This is a genomic window from Micrococcus sp. iso_229, from assembly GCF_058072725.1.
The window spans coordinates 59,127-78,511 of the sequence record NZ_JBYRDV010000002.1 but is presented as its reverse complement, the minus strand read 5'-3'; the positions used below and the strand labels follow the sequence as shown (position 1 = coordinate 78,511).

24 protein-coding genes are annotated in these 19,385 nt (G+C 72.7%); 20 read left to right on the top strand and 4 right to left on the bottom strand.

What is annotated here, in order from left to right; genetic code table 11:
- The 5 genes from AC3RKA_RS11630 (at position 1) to AC3RKA_RS11610 (ending at position 3,975) form a co-directional block, all read left to right on the top strand.
- A complete protein-coding gene (locus AC3RKA_RS11630; protein ID WP_031943914.1) occupies positions 1-306 on the top strand; it encodes a hypothetical protein in 306 nt (101 codons plus the stop codon).
- A gap of 103 nt (positions 307-409) precedes the next feature.
- Positions 410-1,753 carry a hypothetical protein gene (locus tag AC3RKA_RS11625; protein ID WP_087114331.1) on the top strand — a complete coding sequence of 448 codons (1,344 nt, stop codon included), beginning with the start codon at positions 410-412 and terminating at the stop codon, positions 1,751-1,753.
- Between the two features lie 33 nt (positions 1,754-1,786).
- Positions 1,787-2,182 carry a hypothetical protein gene (locus AC3RKA_RS11620; protein WP_031943916.1) on the top strand — a complete coding sequence of 132 codons (396 nt, stop codon included), beginning with the start codon at positions 1,787-1,789 and terminating at the stop codon, positions 2,180-2,182.
- Between the two features lie 203 nt (positions 2,183-2,385).
- Complete coding sequence (locus AC3RKA_RS11615) at positions 2,386-2,616, top strand: hypothetical protein (RefSeq protein WP_031943917.1); 231 nt, start codon at positions 2,386-2,388, stop codon at positions 2,614-2,616.
- 444 nt (positions 2,617-3,060) lie between these two features.
- Positions 3,061-3,975: an AbiTii domain-containing protein gene (locus tag AC3RKA_RS11610; RefSeq protein WP_087114330.1), complete on the top strand. Its 915-nt coding sequence runs from the start codon at positions 3,061-3,063 to the stop codon at positions 3,973-3,975.
- Between the two features lie 146 nt (positions 3,976-4,121).
- On the opposite strand, the gene AC3RKA_RS11605 is transcribed toward AC3RKA_RS11610, so the two are convergent.
- The 3 genes from AC3RKA_RS11605 to AC3RKA_RS11595 form a co-directional block, all read right to left on the bottom strand.
- Positions 4,122-4,361 (bottom strand): hypothetical protein, encoded by a 240-nt coding sequence (locus tag AC3RKA_RS11605; protein ID WP_061873209.1) that lies wholly within the window; start codon positions 4,359-4,361, stop codon positions 4,122-4,124.
- Between the two features lie 213 nt (positions 4,362-4,574).
- The gene (locus tag AC3RKA_RS11600) at positions 4,575-4,838 is read right to left on the bottom strand and encodes a hypothetical protein (protein ID WP_087114329.1); all 264 of its coding nucleotides are present in this window, start codon (positions 4,836-4,838) and stop codon (positions 4,575-4,577) included.
- A 1,361-nt stretch (positions 4,839-6,199) separates the two neighbouring features.
- Positions 6,200-6,979 (bottom strand): hypothetical protein, encoded by a 780-nt coding sequence (locus tag AC3RKA_RS11595; protein WP_087114328.1) that lies wholly within the window; start codon positions 6,977-6,979, stop codon positions 6,200-6,202.
- A 77-nt stretch (positions 6,980-7,056) separates the two neighbouring features.
- Here AC3RKA_RS11595 and AC3RKA_RS11590 point away from each other — a divergent pair, with 77 nt between their 5' ends.
- The 15 genes from AC3RKA_RS11590 (at position 7,057) to AC3RKA_RS11520 (ending at position 17,219) form a co-directional block, all read left to right on the top strand.
- A complete protein-coding gene (locus AC3RKA_RS11590) occupies positions 7,057-7,368 on the top strand; it encodes a hypothetical protein (protein WP_087114593.1) in 312 nt (103 codons plus the stop codon).
- A 154-nt stretch (positions 7,369-7,522) separates the two neighbouring features.
- Entirely contained in the window at positions 7,523-8,500 is a 978-nt protein-coding gene (locus tag AC3RKA_RS11585; RefSeq protein WP_087114594.1) for a DUF4192 family protein, read from the top strand.
- A 209-nt stretch (positions 8,501-8,709) separates the two neighbouring features.
- A complete protein-coding gene (locus tag AC3RKA_RS11580; RefSeq protein ID WP_087114595.1) occupies positions 8,710-8,967 on the top strand; it encodes a hypothetical protein in 258 nt (85 codons plus the stop codon).
- Positions 8,968-9,263: 296 nt separating this feature from the next.
- Entirely contained in the window at positions 9,264-9,944 is a 681-nt protein-coding gene (locus AC3RKA_RS11575) for a hypothetical protein (protein ID WP_087114596.1), read from the top strand.
- A gap of 256 nt (positions 9,945-10,200) precedes the next feature.
- Positions 10,201-10,647: a hypothetical protein gene (locus AC3RKA_RS11570; RefSeq protein WP_087114597.1), complete on the top strand. Its 447-nt coding sequence runs from the start codon at positions 10,201-10,203 to the stop codon at positions 10,645-10,647.
- 268 nt (positions 10,648-10,915) lie between these two features.
- Positions 10,916-11,614: a hypothetical protein gene (locus AC3RKA_RS11565; RefSeq protein ID WP_087114598.1), complete on the top strand. Its 699-nt coding sequence runs from the start codon at positions 10,916-10,918 to the stop codon at positions 11,612-11,614.
- Between the two features lie 265 nt (positions 11,615-11,879).
- Entirely contained in the window at positions 11,880-12,593 is a 714-nt protein-coding gene (locus AC3RKA_RS11560) for a hypothetical protein (RefSeq protein ID WP_087113804.1), read from the top strand.
- Between the two features lie 112 nt (positions 12,594-12,705).
- A complete protein-coding gene (locus AC3RKA_RS11555; RefSeq protein ID WP_087113805.1) occupies positions 12,706-12,996 on the top strand; it encodes a hypothetical protein in 291 nt (96 codons plus the stop codon).
- A gap of 191 nt (positions 12,997-13,187) precedes the next feature.
- The gene (locus tag AC3RKA_RS11550) at positions 13,188-13,418 is read left to right on the top strand and encodes a hypothetical protein (protein WP_087113807.1); all 231 of its coding nucleotides are present in this window, start codon (positions 13,188-13,190) and stop codon (positions 13,416-13,418) included.
- A 152-nt stretch (positions 13,419-13,570) separates the two neighbouring features.
- On the top strand, positions 13,571-14,221 hold the full coding sequence (locus AC3RKA_RS11545; protein WP_127435108.1) for a hypothetical protein: 651 nt from the start codon (positions 13,571-13,573) through the stop codon (positions 14,219-14,221).
- Between the two features lie 250 nt (positions 14,222-14,471).
- Positions 14,472-15,137 (top strand): hypothetical protein, encoded by a 666-nt coding sequence (locus tag AC3RKA_RS11540; protein ID WP_119218023.1) that lies wholly within the window; start codon positions 14,472-14,474, stop codon positions 15,135-15,137.
- Between the two features lie 393 nt (positions 15,138-15,530).
- Positions 15,531-15,860 carry a DUF3846 domain-containing protein gene (locus AC3RKA_RS11535; protein WP_127435107.1) on the top strand — a complete coding sequence of 110 codons (330 nt, stop codon included), beginning with the start codon at positions 15,531-15,533 and terminating at the stop codon, positions 15,858-15,860.
- Between the two features lie 160 nt (positions 15,861-16,020).
- Positions 16,021-16,290 carry a hypothetical protein gene (locus AC3RKA_RS11530; RefSeq protein ID WP_119218021.1) on the top strand — a complete coding sequence of 90 codons (270 nt, stop codon included), beginning with the start codon at positions 16,021-16,023 and terminating at the stop codon, positions 16,288-16,290.
- Positions 16,291-16,369: 79 nt separating this feature from the next.
- Positions 16,370-16,639: a hypothetical protein gene (locus tag AC3RKA_RS11525; protein WP_119218020.1), complete on the top strand. Its 270-nt coding sequence runs from the start codon at positions 16,370-16,372 to the stop codon at positions 16,637-16,639.
- Positions 16,640-16,667: 28 nt separating this feature from the next.
- Positions 16,668-17,219 carry a hypothetical protein gene (locus AC3RKA_RS11520; RefSeq protein ID WP_127435106.1) on the top strand — a complete coding sequence of 184 codons (552 nt, stop codon included), beginning with the start codon at positions 16,668-16,670 and terminating at the stop codon, positions 17,217-17,219.
- A gap of 485 nt (positions 17,220-17,704) precedes the next feature.
- Here the strand turns inward: AC3RKA_RS11520 and AC3RKA_RS11515 are convergent, their stop codons facing one another.
- Positions 17,705-19,366, bottom strand: a complete 1,662-nt coding sequence (locus AC3RKA_RS11515; protein WP_410992435.1) for an RNA-guided endonuclease InsQ/TnpB family protein — start codon at positions 19,364-19,366, stop codon at positions 17,705-17,707.
- Positions 19,367-19,385 lie beyond the last annotated feature (19 nt).

The following is a 19,385-nucleotide window of genomic DNA, read 5'->3' as shown; positions in this document are numbered from 1 at the left end:
ATGAGCGCGAACACCAACGGCACTAGCGACGGCACCGACATCATCTGGATCACCCTGGCCGGCATGTTCTTCCTGGGCACCGGCGCCTTCACCGCCTGGGCCGCCAGCGCCATGAACTCCGTGCGCCAGAGCCTGCTGGAGATCGGCCTGCTCGTCCCCGCAGACCAGGCCGCCTTCGAGCTCGCAGACACCGGCGTCGGCGTCAGCCTCCCCCTGGTCCTGGGGGCCGGCGCCGTGCTCGTGGCCATCGTCATGATCGCCGCCTATCGGTCCGCCAGACGCCGGGCCCGCGGCCTGGACGACTGACCTGACGGACTCGTCAGCAGCTAGGGACATGTCGCGGAGAGCCCGGCCTTGTGGTCAGTGAAGGCGCCCGTGCAGGGCGGATGGATCGGACCAGGAGGTTGGCATGTGCAGGGCTCAGGGCGAGGCGGGGTGTCCCCACGGACGTCGATGCCCCCCGAATGCAACGGCACGGGATGCCGCGCTGAAGCGTCGACGGGAGAACCGGGCGATCGGACAGCAGATCGCCCGGTGGGCCAAGGCCGAGGGCAAGGCTGACGAGCTGGCCGAGCTGAAGAGGCAGCGCAAGCCCGTCAACGAGATCAAGGAGTGGGCCGGTCAGGCCGGTGCCCCGGAAAGCGTCTTCGCCCGCGCCGCGGGCCCGGCCAAGAAGGGATGGGAGGCGGCCAAGACCGAGCTGCGCAACGACCCCAAGGCCCCAGCCCGCCGCGCCCCGGCCCGCGGGGGAGCGTCGGCCGCCGCAGCCGCCGGCGGAGCAGGAGGCGTCGGCGGCGGTGGGGGCGCTGGCGGCGCCGGAGTGGCCGGTGGCGGCGGAGTCGGCGGCGGCGTCGCGGTCGCCGGTGCGGGCGGCGGCGCAGGCGCAGGCGCTGGCCGCGACCACCGCACCCCGACCCCGGCTCCCGGCTCAGCCTCGACGGGCGCTCGCGGACCTGAGTGGTCGGAGTGGGAGTACCAGTGCGGCGAGGAAGAGGCCGCGCGCGTGGCGTTGCTGGTGGAGCGGCAGGGGCGCACCGCCGAAGAGCGGCAGCTGATGCGGATGGACTCGGCGCGTGAGGGTGCGCCGGTCGCGGGCAAGGGTGTCAACGACATCAAGCGTCTGGTGTGGGACGACGGCGCGTGCGGCTACTTCAAGCCCTACGACGAGCTGGATATGGACACCGCCGAGGCCTATGGCCACGACGGCCGGCTCCAGCCCACCCATGAGGCCGCGGCCTCGCAGTTCGCCCAGGCGCTGGGCCCGAAGTACGCGGCTTTGGTGCCTCCGGTGGCCCTGGTCAAGTACGAGGGCCAGTGGGGCTCCATCTCCTATGGAGTCCCCGGGGGGCCGATGCGGACAGAGGCGAACGTGATGCAAATGGCGGCGCACCACTCCGATCAGGCCAGTGATCTGGCCTTCTTCGACTGCTTGATCGGGCAGGTCGACCGCCACGGCAGCAACGTCCTGATGGATCGCCGCGGCCTCTCGGCGATCGACAACGGATTCGCCTTCACCGACGGCGTCGGCGGCGTGAACGCCTCGATGTTCGTCGCCGCGCGCTCCCAGCACCCGCAGGCCCGCGCGACCACTCGGGAGGAGAAGGCCATCCTGGCCCGCTTCCTGGACTCCGAAGACGGCCTGGGCCTGCGCGGCACGATCGAGGAAGGCCGCTTCCACGAGGTGCGCCGGCGGGCACGCCTGATGCAGAGCAAGGGCCGGATCCTGAGCCTGTCGAATCTCTACGAGCGCTGATAAACTGATACAAGATCAACATAAGGAGATCTGATGTTCACCATCACCATCCACCACCTGGACGGCCCCTCCGGCCTCCAGCGGCACGTCGGATACGTGCACGTTGACGGGGAGGACGTCCAGATCCATGACCCCGAGGGGCACCTCGACCTCGAGCTGCCCACCCCCACCGTCGACGACCGCGGTCGCGGCGAGCGCCGGCGCGCCACCTACGCCCAGGATCCCGTCGTGTGGGCCTACAACCTGCCCGCCCTGCTCCGCGGGCCCTACGTGCTCGCCCAGCGTCATGACCAGACGCCGGACTGGGTCGAGCAGCTGCTGGAGCAGCCGCAGGCGCCGGCCGCCAGCTCCCCTGGTAGCGCCGAGCTCATCGCGCAGCTCATCGCGGGCAGCTCCGCAGCCAAGGAGGCCGCGGCCGAGCCGGCATGACCGGCCGCGGCGATCGCGTGCGGATGAGCTCGCGGCCGCAGCTTGGGCCCGCGGATCGGACGGGGACGTGTCGCGGAGATGCAGCATGAGCTGCTGCTGAACCGACCGCGAAAGACGCTTGTGCGATAGGCGGGGAGCGTGTATGGTTAGACACGTAGCGGGCCCCATCAGGGGGCCTGCACCCCTCGTCGAAGGAGCGCCCCATGGGACGCATCGCCCACCGCATCTACAACGTCTACGGCCCGGACAGCGCCGACATCGACTGCCTCTGCCCCCTCTGCGGCAAGGCCGACTACGTCTCCATCACCCAGGACGAGGCGGACGCCCTGGACGCCGGCCAGCCCGTCCACGAGGTCCTGCCCCACCGCACCAAGGTGGAGCGGGAGCGGATCATCTCCCAGATCTGCCCCGACTGCCAGGCAAACCTCTGCTGACCTCCCCGCCACGGCGGCCCCCCTCACTGGAGGGGGGCCGCCGTCGTCTCATGCGCCAACGCTCCAGCCCCGGGCCAGCAAGACACCTGCGGAGCCGGGGGGACGCGCACACGGGGGCAGCACCGCCAGGGCCACCCATGGTCGCAGCGTGGGCGGACCCGTCCACTCGACGGCGACGCCGGCGTGCGGGCGTCCCGGCCCGGCCGGCCCGGAGCGAACGCGTCCGCGAGCGCGGGTCGGCCGGGGACGTGTCGTGGAGATGGGCGGCCGGCTGCTTCAGCCCGGCCGGCCGGGCTGCCTCGGCTGCGGAAGCTGGAGGTCCGGGGCATGTCCCCGGCACGGCTGCGGGGCGGGCGCGGAGCCGCGCGGGGCGGGGGAGAGCGAGGCCTGTTCAGCCGGGGGATGGATACGATCAGCATCCCACCGGATCCGGCGAAGGACACCATGACCAGCTCACTGCTCACTGACCTCCGCGAGCGCGTCATCGACGAGGCGGAACCGTTGCCCGGCCTGTTGCGCAAGTGCCTGATGCTCGGCGCGCAGACCGGCTCGCAGAGCCTGCGGGAGTGGGCGAGGTTCGAGCTCAACGGCTACCCGGACGATGTCGACGCGCCTGCCTACCGGAGCATCCATGCCGGCATGCTCATGTCCTCCATCAGCGGCAACACCGTCGTGAGCAGGCAACCCGTCTCGTGGTACGACTTCCCCGACGACGTCCGGGAGGTGGTCCCCGAACTGCTGACCCTCAAGGGGCCTCTGGTGGAGATCGAGGAGATGGCGACTCGGGAGGCGTTCCACTACGGGACCGGCCCGCTCAGTGCAGCGCAGATGGTGTTCAACGCCATCCTGCCGCCGCATCAGCAGATCACCAGCCTGATGTACGCGGTGCCCGGTCCGACCCTCCGCGGCATCGTGGACCGCATCCGCACCAGCCTGGTCGAGCTCGTCGCCGACCTCACCGCCGACACCCCCCTCGGTGAGCTGCCCAGCCGCGCCGCGGTCGATGCCGCGCTGAGCGATCGCGTGGGCGTGCAGTACATCACCTATCTCCACGCGCCGTCTGGCCCTGTGGCTATCGGCGAGGGCGCCCATGCTCAGGGCGCGGTCGAAGACCTCTCTCGCGCGCTTGCAGACCTGCGTGTGATGGCGGAGAAGGAGGGGGAGGAGGAGTTGACCGAGGCCATCGACGAACTCCAGCAGGCGCTCCAGGAAGACCAGCCCGCCGTCGGCCCTGTGGCTGAGGGAGCCGGTCGCCTGCGTCGTCTCGCCGCCAACGTAGGGAGCGCGGCCCTGGGGTCCGCCGTCACGGGGGTGGTGGAGACTGCCACCGCCATGGCCTTCGGCGGCGTCTTCGGCTGAGGGCCCGGGGGCCGCGTGCCGCCGAGGGCGGGCGACGTCGCCCCGCCGGCGTGCGCCAGGATCTCAGCCCCCCGATCCGAGAGAGCGGGCCGGGGACGCCGACGGGCGCGGCCGTGTGGTCCGCGCCCGTCGGGGGAGGTGGCGGCTCAGGGCTGTGGGTGATCCAGCTCGTGAGCGGCCATGGCGTCCAGGGTGCGGACCAGCTCGGGGAAGAGCATGGTCAGCACCTCGATGGAGCGGGCGCCCTTGGGGTGGTCGGCGACGGCGCGCCAGTGGCGGGCCACGGTGCGCGCGTGGTTGTCGCGGCGGGTGTAGAAGGCCTTGGCGTCCTGGTACCCGGCCTTGTAGCCGTCGGCGTAGGTGGGGGTGGTGGTCTGCTGCTCCATGAGCTGCCTCCTCCGGTAGGGGTGCAGGTGGCCGAATGCCTCCCGCTGTGTCAAACCATACACTCACGATGGTGTGGCGTCGAACCCGCGAGCGCGGGCAGGGCGGGGACGTGTCGCGGAGATCCGCAGCCGGCAGCTTCACCTGGAGCTGCCGGCTGCGCGGTCGAGTCCGCGACAGGGGGCCGCCGGTGAGCGGCCCCCGGGCCGGTTCGGTCAGCCCTTGACGGGCTTCCAGGACAGGTCGAGGTCGCCGGCGACCACGGCTACCGAGGTGGCGCGGATCATGGCGGACACGGCGCGCCCGTGTGCGTGGCACGGGACGCACGCCTTGGCGAGCGCCAGGCGCTCGTCGGCCTGGGTCCCCTGGCCCCGGAGCCAGGACACGTAGGCCAGCACGGCCAGCGCGCCGGCGGCGGCCTCACGCGGACCCATGGCCACGTAGAGGTACTCGGGATCCTGGCGATCCAGGGTCGCCATGGCGGGCGGGCATGCAAAAGCCCCCCTGAAGGAAGATCCTCCAGAGGGGCTCAATTTTGCATTGTCTCCTAATCAAAGGAGTAGAAGTATCCAAATCAGTAGTTCCACGATGGGGGGTAAGAGATCGGATGCGAGGGAAGCGACCGCCTCCCAGGGGACTGCATGAAGCCACTCGGCAACCTTCTCGGCAGCCTCTACGGTGTCGATGACTTCGACCATGCGGTCGGCAAAAACGAAAATGAATATGAGTATTGAGTTTGTCTTGATGCGTCTGATCCACCTGCTCAAGGTGGACGGGCGGTGCGTGCCTAACTGACTCTCACAGGAGCCTCTCCCTGTCTCGTGACGGTCGTGATGTGCACGTGTCAGGCCGCTGCAGCGGCCTCGTACTCTGCCATGGGTCATGCTTCGTTTCCTCTCTATGTGAGGCACCCGCGCGGCGAGTTCCGCGGGGCGCACCGGGAGTTCCCCAGCCTTTCAAGTATAGCAAAGGAGGGACAGAAAAGCAAATCAGAAGGGGTTTAGTGAATGCACCTCTGATAACCCGCACGAATCCGGGAAGAGTAGGCCAAAGAAGGGCAGTTGGTTAGCGTCTACTGAACACCACCACTGGCACCTGGGAGAGCGACCCAGTGCCCACGGCCATCAGTGGCGAGCGAGTGTGGAGGGCGGGGACGTGTCGCGGAGGGAGGCTGCCGGCTCCGCGAGCTCGAGCTGCCGGCCGCCGCGGCTGCTGGAGCTGGGCATCCAGGGCATGTCCCCGGCACGCCGCGGGGTCTGGAAGCGATGCGTGGGGGCTGGTGGCACGGGGTGCGGCCGGTGCGCGGCCGCGACTGGCGTGCTCGGGGTGGCGGGAGGCCTGGGTCTACGGGCGCTTGGAGTCCGCAGGCCGAGCAGCCTCTGGATGGCGGGCCGGGCGGGGACGTGTCGCGGAAGGACGCTGCCGGCCGCGCCAGCTCGAGCTGCCGGCCGCCGCGGCAGCTGGAGCCGCGGGCCCGGGTCATCTCCCCGACACGGTCCGGAGCGGGGCCCTCACGGCCAGCAGCCGAGAGCGCGTGGGGCCGCCGACGGCTGGAAGCTCAGCAAGGGGGGAGGGCGCGGAGACGGCGGCACGACAGGGCCCCGCCGTGGGGGCGATGTCTGGGCCGGCGACCGGCGGGGGACGTGTCGTGGAGGGGCAGCCAGCTGCCGGCGCCGCCCTGCGAGCTCGTGGTGCCGCGGAGACAGCGGCAGCCGCCGCGGGCGGACGGCCCCGCCCGCATCGTGCGGGCGGGGCCACCGGGGGGTGTGGGCGCTCGCGGCCCGGGCGGTCAGCGGCGGGGCCGCCGCAGTGCGACGACCCCGCCGAGAGGGAGAGGGAATCAGGCCGTGGCCGGAGCCTCGGCGGTTCCGCGGGTGCTGGCCCGCTCCACGGCGGAGCCCTCCCGCACGCTGGCGGACTCCGGGGACTGCATCAGCGGCACGGCGCGGAACAGACGTCCCACGCCCTCGTACTCGGCGTCGATCGTGGGGAGCTGATCCCGACGGATCGGCATCAGAATGCCGTGCGCCCACTGGCCGTGGACCCACGCGACGGGCTTGCCCGCGTGGTTGGTGTCCGGGTCGAACGTGAGCACCTCACCGTCGCTGGTGTACCGCGCCGTCACGTCGGCCAGCGCCTTGACGTACTTCGGATTGACCGTGAACGTGCCCTCCTCGAGCGCGCCCCGCGGCTGGGTGTGCAGGCGGAACAGGGAAGCGATCTTCGGATACTCGTCCGCGTCCGCGTAGTTCTTCAGCGGCACCGTCTGCACCTGCCCGTTCGCCGCGTGGACGGTGAACGTGACGGTGTCCTTGTCGGCCGTCAGCTCCACCGTGCCGTCCTTCTTCGCGGCGCGGAGCACCGGGAGCAGAACCTTCAGGCCCGAGCGGTGCAGGCGCACCGGCGGCAGGCCCGCGCCGTGCGCGGGCGCCTCCAGGGCGTACTCGGTCAGCGTGCGGGCGAGCTGGTAGCGGTCCGTGCTGTAGGCGATCAGGCCCTGGTCGGTCACCTCCAGAGGGACCGTGGTCAGGCGAGCCCCGACCGGCTCGTCGGCGAGGCGGGCGGGGTAGGAAGCGACATCGAGACCGCGGAGCAGCTGGCGGGCGTTGAACGTGAGCATGAGAGCCTCCAAGGCTTGGGGTGCAGGGGGCCGGGTGCCTAGGCACCCGGCCCCCTGCACCCCTCAAGGAGGACACCGTGAAACGTGCTCGCACCCGTCGCCCCACCACCCGCGCCACCCTGACGGCCCGACTCGACCGCTGCGCTCTCGTCGCCCGGCACGCCTTGTGCGTCGGCTCCGTCCTGATCTTCGTCGCCGCGTTCGGGGGGCTGGCGCCGGTGTACGTGCCCGCGCTGTCCACGCCGGCCCTGATCGCCTTCGCCCTGTGGTGTGCGCTGGTGCTCGCCCTGATGCTCACCACCGCCGCGCGTGTCACCGCGCGCCTGGTGCTCGGCACAACACGTGCCGCGCGCTCGGCCTGGCGCGCTCCGGCCTCCGATCCTCGCTGATTCCGACTCCCTGCCCCGCCTCGCGGCGGGGCAGGGCCATGCCATACGTTCGCCATATCTCCGCCATGCTCAACGTTGCATTCCCGGCTTTCCTTGTGTATGGTTTGACTCAGCAGGAGGCACCAGGCCCCCCGCACCCCTCTAGGAGGACACGATGGATGCTCTGACCGCCCGCACCCCGCTCGATCTGACCGACTACGCCGCCGCCGCCCTGCCGTCCACCCCCGCGGATTCCGTGGTGGCCATCGGCCTGAAGGGCTCGCGGCTGGGGCCGGTGATGCGCCTTGACGATGTCGCCGCCCCCGCCACCATGGCCGGAGTGATCGCCGCCAGCATGCGCCGCGCCGACTGCACGCGCGTCTTCCTGATCGGCTACGGCCCGGAGGACCGCGCCCTGCGCTGGCTCGAGCTGGAGTCCATCCTGACCGGCCACGGTCTGAGCGTGGAGGGGCTGATCCACGTGGACGGGCGCATGTGCACCAACCTGGGCACGGGCGAGGCCGTGGCCTACGCTCCGGGCACCTCCACGCTGGGCCTGCACCTGGCCCTGCTCGACGGTGCGCGGGCCGAGTACCCCACCGCCACCCCGAGCGAGTCGGACGCCCTGACGGAGGCCGTGGCGGCTCACGCGGCCACGCTGACGGACATGCACGCGGACGCTCCGGCGCTGATCGAGGGCATCAACCGCCTACTGAAGGATCAGAACGACGCCGGGGCCGCCGCCGTCGTGCTGGCCACCCTGAACCACCGTGACCCGGAGTACCTGATCGCGGCGCTGGTGGCCTGCACGGCCCCGAACCGGCTGGAGGCGGTGGACTTCACCCGGGGCGCGTTCCCGCACGGTCTGCGCTGGAAGGCGAGCGTGGAGGCCGAGACGGTGCTCAACGCCGCCGTGGCCCTCGGCCCGGGCCACGCCTGCGCCGGGGCGCTGGCGGTGCTGGCCTACGTGGCCTGGATCCGCGGCGCGGGAGCGGTGGCCGATGACCGCCTGAACCTCGCCGAGCGATGCGCCCCGCACCACCCGCACGTGCGCGCCGTGCGCCGGATGACGCGGGCCACGCCCGTGGCCGTCGTGGCCACCGACCCGGCGTGGGCCTGGGGCAAGCACACGAGGGCCACTGAGGGCCGCTGAGCGTGACCGGGGGGCCAGCGCGTAACGCTGGCCCCCCGTCGTCCGTGGAGACGGTGCCCCGACGGTGCACGCCCGCCAGCGTAGCCCGGCCCACGCGTGGGCGGGCGCTGCCCAAATCGCTGTTGACCGCTCGGCCGCGCTTGTGTATGGTTATACACGTCGCGGGGGGCATGAGGCCCCCTGCACCCCGAGCGGCCAGGAGGCCCGACATGGACACCGACCAGACCACCATCTGCACCTCCCAGAACGTGCACATCGGCCAGGAGGTGGTCATCTACCACCGCACCTACCTGGGCAACTGCTCCAGCTCCAACGACGGCGTCGTGACCGCCGTCGATCCCGAGCACCGCACCTACACCGTCAGCTACCAGGACATGCGCGGCCGCCAGGCCTACACCATCTCCGACCAGTGGTACGGGGACGGCTGGGCCTACTGCATGCCCGCCGCCGAGGTGTACGGCGACTGAGCACGACGGGGGCGGCGCGCACGCGCCGCCCCCGTCGTCGCCCCTGGCCGCAAGCGCGGGCGGGTCCCGCGCTCGCTGCCGCGTGGGGACGTGTCGCGGAGATGAGCTGCCGGCTGCATCGAGCTGCTGCCGGCTCCCGAGGACCGCGACACGTCCCCGCCCTTCCTGCGACACGACCGATGGCGCGCCGGCCCGCGCTCGCGGATGATGTTGTGCGCGTGCCATTGACTGTGTATGGTTGGACACGTCGCGGGGGGCATGAGGCCCCCGGCACCCCGACGGCCAAGGAGGCCCCCATGTCCAAGCACATCTATTCCGCCGGCTCCCTGCGCGCAGCCCTGAGCACCGGCTCCCTCGCCGCCCGCGTCTCCCCCCACCGCGGCCCCGTCCACCTGGAGGTGCTCCCGGAGAACGCCCTGCGCGTGATCAGCACCCACGAGGACGCCTACGCCTGCGCCTACGCCGACTCCGACCGCCCGGCCCCCGCCGCGCTCGCGGGCCTGCCGCCGGTGGCGCTGTGCGCCCTGGACGTCTCCCAGCTGATGCGCCACCTGGACGCGCTCCCCCTGCCCGAGACCCCCGTCAACGTCACCGCAACCGCCGACCGCGTCCACGTCGACGTCGTCGACGGCCGCGAGCGCTGGACGTTCGCCAACCTCGCCGCCCCCGGCGTGCCCACTCCCGCCATCCCCCAGGCCCCCGGCCCCGACGTCGAACTGCCCGCCCTGCCCGCGACCCTGGGCCTGCCCGGGCTGCTGATGGACGTGCTGAGCGGCGGCGGCCGCCTCCACGGCACCCGCTACCTGCGCCAGCGGATCCACGGCGTGCCCGGCGCACTGGACCTGATCGGCTGGAGCATCGGCACCTGGGCACACGGACGCGCCTACGTCGCCCCCCTGGACGGCTACACGCCGGCCGCCCGCGATGCCGCCGCCCTGGCCGACCGCGACAGCCTGGCCGCCCTGCCCACCGCCTGACCGGCAGGCCGCGAGCGCGGGAGACCCCGCGCTCGCGGCATCCCGGGGATGTGTCGTGAAGCTGAGCTGCCGGCTGCATCGAGCTGCTGCCGGCTCCCCTGGATCGCGGCACGTCCCCGCCCCCTCCGCGTCACGACCACGGGCGCGTGGACCTGCGCTCGCGGATGATGTTGTGCGCGCGCCGTGGTATGTGTATGGTTGGACACATAGCGGGGGGCGTGAGGCCCCCGGCACCCCGACCAAGGAGGCACCTCCGATGCCTGAGCACCACCTTCTCAACCTCGACTCCCTGCCCTCCGCCTTCGATCCCTGCCCGGAGTGCGGCGACGTGATGTGCCAGCCCGACCCGCGGGGCGAGGACTGCGACGACCGCGCCCGGCGCCGCCAGGCTGTGGCCACTCTGAAGGACCAGCGCCGCCAGGCCCACGCCCTCGCGGCCCCCGCCGCCGCCGCGCGCGCCCGCTACAAGCGCCTGGCCCGCCGCGACGAGCCGCACCCCGACCTGGTCCCGGCCCTGGAGGAGGCCATCCGGCTGAGCTGCCAGCGGCGGGACCTGCTGGAGCGCATCGCCACCGACTCCGAGGCCCTGGCCCGCGCGAACACCGCCCACCCCGAGCACGCCACCCTGGCCAGGAGGGCCGCCGACGACCGCGCCGCCGTGGAGGCCTGCCATGACGTGGACCGCCTGCGCCTGAGCCGCTGACCACCTCGCCAGCCCCCGGCGGCCGCGAGCGCGGGAGACCCCCGAGCTCGCGGCCGCCGGGGGACGTGTCGTGGAGATGAGCTGCCGGCAGCATCGAGCTGCCGCCGGCTGCCGGGCACCGCGACACGTCCCCGCCCTTCCTGTGACACGACCGATGGCGCTCCGGCCCGCGCTCGCGGATGGGGTTGTGCGCGCGTCGGTGTATGTGTATGGTTGGACACGTCGCGGGGGGCATGAGGCCCCCGGCACCCCTTCCAAGGAGGCTCCCGTGAGCATCATCAACAACCCCACCACCACGATCCGATCCCTGCGCCAGGCCCTCCACGCGGCCCTGGCGACGCTGGGCTGGGCCAGCGACCACGCCCGCACGCACGGGCGCGTCTGGTTCGAGCTGACCGATGCCGGCTACCGCCTCACCGTCTGCCGGCCCCGGGAGTGGGCGCGCGCCTACGCTCCCTGCGAGCCGGTCACCCACGGACAGGGCCTGGCCCCGGTGGCCCTGTCCTTCCCGGACGCCCTGCTCCTCAGCCACGAGCTGGACAGCCTGCCCGGGACCTACCCGGCACACCTGGCCATGCATGCCCCCTGCCTGTTCCTGAAGGTGCACAACCCGGACCGCCCCGGCCACGCCTACCGCCATCGCGTCTACCGCACCGCCACCCCCGAGGGGGCCAGCGCCCCCTCGGGCCCGTTCCCCCTGCCGCAGGCGGACCAGCTGATCCCCTCTCCGGCCCCCACGCACGCGGGCACCCTCGCGTCCCTGCTGGGCGCAAGCGCCCACCTGGCCTCCAGCCCCCGCCTCTACACCGTCCCCGGCCAGCCGGCCCTGACGGACTGGAGCATCGGCGACTGGGCCCACGGGCGGCTCTACACGCCCCCGCGCCACCGCACCCGCCCGCGCGACCTGGCCGACGAGCACGCCGGACTCGCCGCCCGGCACGACGCCGCCGTCCTCTACCTGCCCTGATCCCCACCGCACCCCCGGCCCGGCCGCGCGCCCCGCGCTCGCGGTCGGGCCAGGGCGGGGCGGGGACGTGTCGCGGAGATGAGCTGCCGGCTGCATCGAGCTGCTGCCGGCACTCGAGGACCACGACACGTCCCCGCCCTGACCGCGCCCCCGTCCCCGCCGGCTTCTCTGCCGTGCGGGGGGACATGCGGGGCCGATCGCGGCCTTATCCCCGGTAGATGCCCCCGGGCGCTGACCCCGGCGCCCCTACCGAGATGGAGTCCTCATGCCCACCCCCATCACCGCCCACCACACCGCCGCCGGAACTTGGCTCATCCCCGCGACCCCCGAGGGCCAGGATCTGCTGGACGCTGTCCATGCGGCCGCCCCGCCGACCAGACCGCTCTGGCACGACCTTCTGGCCCTGGTGGTGCCGCTCGTGGCGGCGTTGGCCTGGGTGGTGCTGGTCCCGCCCCCCACCGCCGCGTCCGCCACACCTCACCCTGACTCCGCCGGCCTGGCGATCAGCCAGGTCTTTGGGGCGGTGCTCACGGCCGCAGCTGGTCTGTTGCTGGCCCCTTCCATCCTGCGAGCGCAGGACCGGGCGCGGGCGGGACGGGCCCGCACGAGGCTGGAGGAGTCCGGGCTCGCCGTGGAGGCCCCGCCCGTGCTCTGGGGCCAGACCCTGGAGCGGGAGCATCACTACCGCCAGACGCTCCAGCTCGCCGTCGCCCAAGGCCGCGAGCGCCCGGAGGACCCGCTCTCCCCCGAGCGGATCGACTCCGCTCTGGCGAGCCTGCCCGACGTCGACGGCGTCCCGGCCCTGCGCGTGCTGTGGCACGCCGGGCAGCAAGGCACTGCCGAGGACGTCGCCCGTGCGCTGCTGGAGCGGCGCGCGGCTCAGGAGGCCGCGGCCGCCCGCGCGGCCTGCGCAGCCCAGGAGGTGGGGCGCGCGCAGGCTCTCCACGCGGCCCATGACGCCGCCACCCATTCCCTCTGACCCCACACGCACGCCGCTCACGGATGGTGTTGCATCCGCCTTACTTGATGTGTATGGTTATACACATCGCAGGTGGCACGAGGCCCCCGGCACCCCGACCAAGGAGACCGCCATGGACGACTACTGGGACCAGATCCGCATCACCGAGGCCATGCTGCGCCTGCACGAGCCCACCACCGCCCAGGGCGTTATCGACGTCCTGCACCAGTACGACCCCCACGGTCCCGGCTCTGTCGGCGACGCGTTCTACTCCGGCGCCAACGCCGACCACACCCTCTCCGGCGCGCTGGCCGATGCCGGATGGACCGTGAGCGAGTACGAGGCCCACTACGCCTACACCCTCACCAGCCCCGACGGCCGCGAGCGCCTGCGCTACATCGAGGGCGACGTCTACATCGCCTGACACACCCCGGACGGGCCGCCACCTGGCGGCCCGCCCGACTGGAGGACGAGAAGGCTGAGGACGCCGGCCCGGACGAGGCCCGCGACGCCGCCGATGACGCCTACCTGGAGATCCTCGAGCTGCACCCGGGCCTGCGGGAGATCACCTTCGGCCTGCCGGCGGATCTGGACCCGGCGACCCCGGGCGCGGACATGATCCGGGCTGCCGAGCACTTGCGCGCGCTGGCCCTGCGCCTGCCCGAGTGGGCCATCCACCAGGCCTTCTGCATGCTCCACCGTCGGGCCACGGTCACCGCCACCGCTGCCGGCTTCGAGCTGCACCAGACCCTGGTCGGCGGCGACGACGTCCACGAGGAGACCACCACGACCGCGCGCGACCCGCGCGCCGACGCTGCCGCCCTGCTGGAAGTCCTGGGCCTCTGAGCCGGCCCGCGCTCGCGGGCCGGGATCCTGGGGGGACGTGTCGCGGAGACCTGCTGTGCTTCAGTGTTGCACCCACCCATCCGGACGTGTATGGTTAGACACATCGCAGAGGGCACGAGGCCCCCCGCGCCCCGAGGCCAAGGAGGCCCCCGATGTCCCAGCTGCTCTACCGCCCCGCCACCCTCGCCCGCGCGCTCTACGCCGGCTCCCAGGCTGCCCGCGCGGCCGCCACAGACACGGACCCCGACGCCGGCGGCGTGGGCCTGGCCCTCCAGCCCGACGGCTCCCTGCGGATCTACTCCGCGGCAGGGGAGAGCTTCTCCCGCGCCTACGCCGACCCGGCCCCGCGCACGGACACCGGCGACGAGGCCCTGCTCGCAGTGCTCTCGCTCCACGGCACCCAGACCCTGCTGGCCCGCCTGGCCGAACTCGACGACACCTACGAGACCGTGGAGCTGCGCGCCGACGCCGTCGGCGTCTACCTGGTGCGCGACCTCTGGGTCATCTTCGCCTCCGCCAGCAACAAGGCCGACACGCTTTCCCCGGTGGACACGCTCGCCGTTCGTCCGCGCGACATGGCCGGCCCGGTGCCCCCGAGCACCCCGGGCGGCGCCGTCCCCGGCCCCCTGTGGGGGCTCCACGCCGGCCTGTGCCTGGACCTGCTCACGGGCGGGCCGGCCATGGGCCCCGAGGACAGCCTCGACGCCTGGGCCGTCCGCGAGCGCGACGATCTGCTGGCCTGGCACCTGGGCGACTGGGCGCTGGGCCGCACGCACGCCGCCCACGTGAGCCCGCGTGGCTGACCGGCACCCGTCCCCGCCGGCCGCGCGCCGGCGGGGACGGGGGGACGTGTCGCGGAGACGAGCTGCCGGCTGCTTCGAGCTGCCGCCGGCTACCGGGGACCGCGACACGTCCCCGCCCGCTCCGCGTCACCACCAGGGGCGCGCCGATCCGCGCTCGCGGATGATGTTGTGCGGCCGCCGTTGCATGTGTATGGTTGGACACGTCGCAGGGGGCATGAAGCCCCCAGCACCCCTTCCAAGGAGGAGCCCCATGGGCATCATCACCACCGCCGACCACCTGTACCGAGCCCTGGACCTGGCCGCCTGGCCCACCCGCCTGCCCGCCACCCACACCCCCGGCACCCCGACGCCCGCGGTGATCCTGCGCGCCCGCCAGCAGTGCCTGGAGCTGACCGGCTCCGATGGCACCCACACCTCCCGCGCCGGCGCCCGCGCCCTCGACGCCAGCACCGGCCCCCTCGAGTCCGGGGCCATGCTGCGCGCCGACCAGGCCCACCACCTCATCAAGACCCTGCGCGCCCTGCCCGAGCGCACCCTGCACCCGGTGGCCGTGGAGGCCGACGACGAGCTGGTCTACCTCCACCTGGCCGACTCGACCCTGCGCCTGCCCAACATCGCCGCCACCGTCCGCCCGCCCGTGGTGGACTCCGCTCTGATCGACCCGGACGCGCTGATCGCCTGCCGATGCCTGGACACCCACGTCCCCGCCGGAGTCCTCGCCGAGCTGACCCGCACCGCCCACCGTCACCGCCGCCTCGGTCCCCTGCGCCTGCTCGCCGGCGGCCGCCCCGGCTACCTCGGATGGGACCTCAGCGGCTGGGCCCACGGCATGATGCGCCAGGACCCCGCCGAGGCCGTCAGCACCCACCAGCCACCCTTCCATCTGCCCGAGTCCATCCTGAACCCCGCCCGCTGACCCCTACCGGCCCGCGAGCGTGCGCCGCGGCGACCACGCCTACACGGCGGCCCAGCAGTAGCAGGCACTGCGTGAGGAGCCGCGCGGCCGCCGCGCCGTGGAGGTCCTCACCCAGCTGCACCCCGAGCTGGTCGCGGCCCTGGACAGGGTCGCCCACCACGAGCTCGGTACCGCCCTGGGCTGACCCCCCACCCGCGAGCGCGGGGCCCACCCTGGCCCCGCGCTCGCGGCACCCCGGGGACGTGTCGCGGAGATGCAGGGCCGGCTGCATCCGTCGCACAGCCGGCGGCTGATGCGATGCAGGGTGTTGCAAATCCGCCCGCATATGTGTATGGTTAGACACACCAGCAGGGATCACCCGGATCCCCGCACCCCATAGAAGGGACAGCCATCATGGCCAACGCAATCCTGATCACCCCCACCGGCGACGTCACCGAGGAGCAGGTCAACGGCCTGAAGGACTTCCAGCAGCACGTCGGCGGCTACGTGGAGGCCCTGTCCTCCGACGATGGCGACCACACCATCTGGCTCAACGAGGAGGGCAAGATCGCCGGCCTGCCGGTCAACTCCAAGGGTCACCGGATCGTCCACGAGCTGACCATCCTCGCCCCGGACGACGTCATCGTCGGCCCGGTGCTGATCACCGGCGACCTGGCCGACGACGGGGAGACCTACCTGCCCCCCACCAAGGCTCTGCGCGAGCGGCTCGGCCTCGACGACTGAGCCCCACGGGCGGGCGGGCCCCGCGGCCCGCCCGCCCCGGCCGCACCGGGGCCACCCACGAATCCCACGCCCCTGTTGCTCCGTCCCTCTTGCGCGTGTATGGTTATACACATCAGCAGGGGTTATCCGGACCCCCGCACCCCCGACGAAAGGGACTCCGATGACCAAGGCCACGATGATCCACCCCGACGGCACCACCGCCGACGTCGAGCTCCACACCATCCCCGCTGACGTCGACCGCCTGCTGGGCGCCACCGCTGAGATCTACAACCCCGGCGACTACGACGGCATGGACGGCGACTGGTCGCTCTGGGCCGACGCCCGCCACAGTTCCTCCCGCCCGTTCAACTCCACGGCCACCGAGATGATCCACGACGCCGGCTTCGACGCCCGCGAGATCATCACCGGCCCCGTCCTGGTGATCCGCTGATCCTCCCCCGCCCTCCCGCCACACCGGCGGGAGGGCGGGCAGGATGACCATCACGACCTCCACGCCCCCAGGAGACCCCATGCCCCTGAACGCCCGCTCCCGCATCCCGATCACCCCCCACGGCTCCGAAGAGTCCTTCGAGGGCACCGTCGGCGGCCTGATCCGCCACGGCCGCCACGCCGACCCGTCCGCGATCACCGCGCTGGAGCAGTCCCTGCACCGCGCCTGCCGCCTCCCCGACACCGGCGACGTCCGCGAGGCGAGCCTGGAGCACAACCTCGCGGTCCTCACCGCGGCCGACCTCGAGCGCTTGGAGCCCGGGGCCACCATCACCATCCTGGACGCCTGATCCGCCCCGCACCGAAGGAGACCCCCTGATGCGCACCCGCCCCCTGATCCTGCTCCCCCTGGCCCTGGCCGGCCTCGCCCTCCAGGGGTGCACCGCCACACCTGTTCCTGCCCCGTCGACGAGCGCGAGCGCGGCCCCTACGGCAGCCGCGAGCAGCACCACGGCACCCACTGCGGCCGCCAGCTCGGCCACCCCCACGACACGTCCCTCCAGCTCGGCCCCCGCCAAGCCCGTGGACGTGCAGATCCGCATCCAGTGGATCCCCCGCGACGGCACCACCACCACGGCAGCCCGCGGCGGCGTGAACCTCTTCGTGGGCGGCACCGGCGCGGACACCCACACCAACGAGACCATCCCCGCCGAGCCCGCCGGCACCACCCCCCTGACCCTGCGCACCCAGGCCAAGCCCGGTGAAAAGATCCAGGTGATCGCCAACGTCCCGCAGCTGCCCGCCGCCGGCGACCTGCACTGCGAGATCATCGCCGACGGCACCACCGCCCCCCTGGACGCCCAGACCGGCGACCCCAAGGGCATGCCCATGGTCCAGTGCGAGGCCACCGTCCCCGAGCCCACCAGCTGAGCATCCCGCGGACACCGCGACACGTCCCCGCAGCACCTCCACGACACCCGCAGCTGTCACGAGCACTGGCTGGCGTCTAGGAAGAACCGGGGACCAGCCCAGATCCCTACGACAGCTCAACCCAGGAGCCGTGAATGCCCCTGGGAGTCTGGCTCATCCCTGCGCGGGCGGAGCTTCCCGGTATTCGATCCGATTCAAGGCCGCCATCTGGGGCTCATCCCTGCGTGCACGGGGTCGCCCAGGTCCACGAGGGCGAGCGCAACACGTTCGTGGGCTCATCCCTGCGTGCGCGGGGCTTCCCTGTTCCACCCTCTAACGGGGGAGGGGTGCAAGGGCTCATCCCTGCGTGCGTGGGGCTTCCGCTTGGGCGAGCTGCATGATCTGGCTGACGTAGGGCTCATCCCTGCGTGCGCGGGGCTTCCCCGGTGAGCGAGTGTTTGTTCCCCTGTTCCCCTGGGCTCATCCCTGCGTGCGCGGGGCTTCCACTACCTGGCTAGGGCGGATGCTCCGCGCTCTGCGCTTTCCCCTTCGGTTGAGGGGGGTTGGGATGACCAGCCAGTTGCCCGGCTGGACATGCCCACACCCTGGGGTGCGGGCTTGACGCTTCCACGCCCCTGCCCCGCGGCCCCGCCAGATGGCGGGCCCGAGACAGCAGCTCCACGTCCGTTTCGACTCTCCCGACGGCCTCGGGCGAGCCCGACCCCTGCTCCACGCTCCTCCTGCACAGCCCACGCCCGGATGTTGATCGCGGCGTTCACGTCGCGGTCGATCACCAGGTGGCAGGCCTCGCACTCGAAGGTCCGCTCGGCCAGGGACAGCGTGGATTTGACTGTCCCGCAGCGCGAGCACGCCTTCGAGGAGGGCGCGAATCGGTCGATCATCTTCACCTGGGACCCTGCCCAGGAGGTCTTGTAGTCCAGCTGCCGGCGCAGCATCCCCAGCCCGGCATCCAGGATCGCCCGGTTCAACCCGGACTTGGCGGCCACGTTCCTACCCGGCGCCTCGAGCGTCCCGCGAGCCGAACGGGTCATCCCCGCCACGTTCAGGTCCTCCAGGGCGACCACCGCGAAGTCCATCGCCAGTCTCGTGGACACCTGATGCAGCAGCCCCGCCCGACGTAGGGCGATCCCGTGATGGAGTGCCGCGATCTGCCGGCGCACGCGCTCGCGGCGGTTCGAGCCGGGCTGGGTGCGGGCGTAGGCACGCTGGAGGCGGGTCAGGCGGGCGGCCTGGCGGGCACCGGGACGGCCGTTGTCGATGACCTCGCCGGTGGAGAGGGCGGCCAGGTGCTTGACGCCCAGGTCCACGCCGACGGCGTCGTTGGCGCGCTGGCGACGGCTGGGCCCGGTCCGGATGGGGGTGGGGTCGGCAACGAGGATCGAGGCGTACCACCGTCCGCCGGCCTGGGAGATGGTCATGGACCGGATCTGGGCGCCGCGGCGGCAGGCGCGGACCAGGCGGCTGGTCTTGTCGTAGGTGCGGATGGTCCCCAGGGAGGCCAGGCGCAGGTGCCGGTGGTCGGTGATCACCCCGCGGCGGGGCTCGCCGCGCTTGTAGGGGGTGCCCGCGGCGCCGATGACCTCGGGGGCGGGGATGGTGAAGCTGTCCCGGGACCGGCCCTTCTTCTTGAACCGCGGCAGGCCGACGCGCGCGCCGGCGCGCGTGCCGGAGGCGGAGGCCATCCAGTTCTCGGTGGCCTTCGCGGCGTTCTGGAGGCCGGAGACCAGGACGCGGCGGGGCACGGTGTGCATCCAGGGCTCGGCGTATCGCTCGTCGGTCCATGCTTCGGCCGGGTCGGCGCCTGCGGCGATCGCGGCGGCGGCCTCGCGGTGGCGGCGGATCAGCGGGGTCAGGTGGGTCGTGGAGTACGACTGGTAGCTGGCCACGCGGAGGGTGGGGTCGGCGGCGCGCTCGGCCTTCATGCGTGCGGCCAGCTCGGGGCCGGCCAGCCCGGTCTCGGCCAGCTCGGTGCGACGGGCGGCACTGGCGGCCAGGGCGGCCCGGTTGTGGGCGGTGAGCATGTTGTAGGCGACGCGCGCGGCGCCGGCGTACTGGGCCAGCAGGGTGGCCTGGGCGGGGTTGGGGTCCAGGCGGTGCTTGAACGCGCGCAGCCTCGGGACCAGGTCGGTACCCGTGGTAGTCGTCATCGCTCGCACCTCCTCCTGC

Bases quoted from the DNA above. Each gene is read 5' to 3' on its own strand.
- AC3RKA_RS11630 (WP_031943914.1), top strand. From the start codon at position 1: ATGAGCGCGAACACCAACGGCACTAGCGACGGCACCGACATCATCTGG.
- AC3RKA_RS11625 (WP_087114331.1), top strand. From the start codon at position 410: ATGTGCAGGGCTCAGGGCGAGGCGGGGTGTCCCCACGGACGTCGATGC.
- AC3RKA_RS11620 (WP_031943916.1), top strand. From the start codon at position 1,787: ATGTTCACCATCACCATCCACCACCTGGACGGCCCCTCCGGCCTCCAG.
- AC3RKA_RS11615 (WP_031943917.1), top strand. From the start codon at position 2,386: ATGGGACGCATCGCCCACCGCATCTACAACGTCTACGGCCCGGACAGC.
- AC3RKA_RS11610 (WP_087114330.1), top strand. From the start codon at position 3,061: ATGACCAGCTCACTGCTCACTGACCTCCGCGAGCGCGTCATCGACGAG.
- AC3RKA_RS11605 (WP_061873209.1), bottom strand. From the start codon at position 4,361: ATGGAGCAGCAGACCACCACCCCCACCTACGCCGACGGCTACAAGGCC.
- AC3RKA_RS11600 (WP_087114329.1), bottom strand. From the start codon at position 4,838: ATGGCGACCCTGGATCGCCAGGATCCCGAGTACCTCTACGTGGCCATG.
- AC3RKA_RS11595 (WP_087114328.1), bottom strand. From the start codon at position 6,979: ATGCTCACGTTCAACGCCCGCCAGCTGCTCCGCGGTCTCGATGTCGCT.
- AC3RKA_RS11585 (WP_087114594.1), top strand. From the start codon at position 7,523: ATGGATGCTCTGACCGCCCGCACCCCGCTCGATCTGACCGACTACGCC.
- AC3RKA_RS11580 (WP_087114595.1), top strand. From the start codon at position 8,710: ATGGACACCGACCAGACCACCATCTGCACCTCCCAGAACGTGCACATC.
- AC3RKA_RS11575 (WP_087114596.1), top strand. From the start codon at position 9,264: ATGTCCAAGCACATCTATTCCGCCGGCTCCCTGCGCGCAGCCCTGAGC.
- AC3RKA_RS11570 (WP_087114597.1), top strand. From the start codon at position 10,201: ATGCCTGAGCACCACCTTCTCAACCTCGACTCCCTGCCCTCCGCCTTC.
- AC3RKA_RS11560 (WP_087113804.1), top strand. From the start codon at position 11,880: ATGCCCACCCCCATCACCGCCCACCACACCGCCGCCGGAACTTGGCTC.
- AC3RKA_RS11555 (WP_087113805.1), top strand. From the start codon at position 12,706: ATGGACGACTACTGGGACCAGATCCGCATCACCGAGGCCATGCTGCGC.
- AC3RKA_RS11550 (WP_087113807.1), top strand. From the start codon at position 13,188: ATGATCCGGGCTGCCGAGCACTTGCGCGCGCTGGCCCTGCGCCTGCCC.
- AC3RKA_RS11545 (WP_127435108.1), top strand. From the start codon at position 13,571: ATGTCCCAGCTGCTCTACCGCCCCGCCACCCTCGCCCGCGCGCTCTAC.
- AC3RKA_RS11540 (WP_119218023.1), top strand. From the start codon at position 14,472: ATGGGCATCATCACCACCGCCGACCACCTGTACCGAGCCCTGGACCTG.
- AC3RKA_RS11535 (WP_127435107.1), top strand. From the start codon at position 15,531: ATGGCCAACGCAATCCTGATCACCCCCACCGGCGACGTCACCGAGGAG.
- AC3RKA_RS11530 (WP_119218021.1), top strand. From the start codon at position 16,021: ATGACCAAGGCCACGATGATCCACCCCGACGGCACCACCGCCGACGTC.
- AC3RKA_RS11525 (WP_119218020.1), top strand. From the start codon at position 16,370: ATGCCCCTGAACGCCCGCTCCCGCATCCCGATCACCCCCCACGGCTCC.
- AC3RKA_RS11520 (WP_127435106.1), top strand. From the start codon at position 16,668: ATGCGCACCCGCCCCCTGATCCTGCTCCCCCTGGCCCTGGCCGGCCTC.
- AC3RKA_RS11515 (WP_410992435.1), bottom strand. From the start codon at position 19,366: ATGACGACTACCACGGGTACCGACCTGGTCCCGAGGCTGCGCGCGTTC.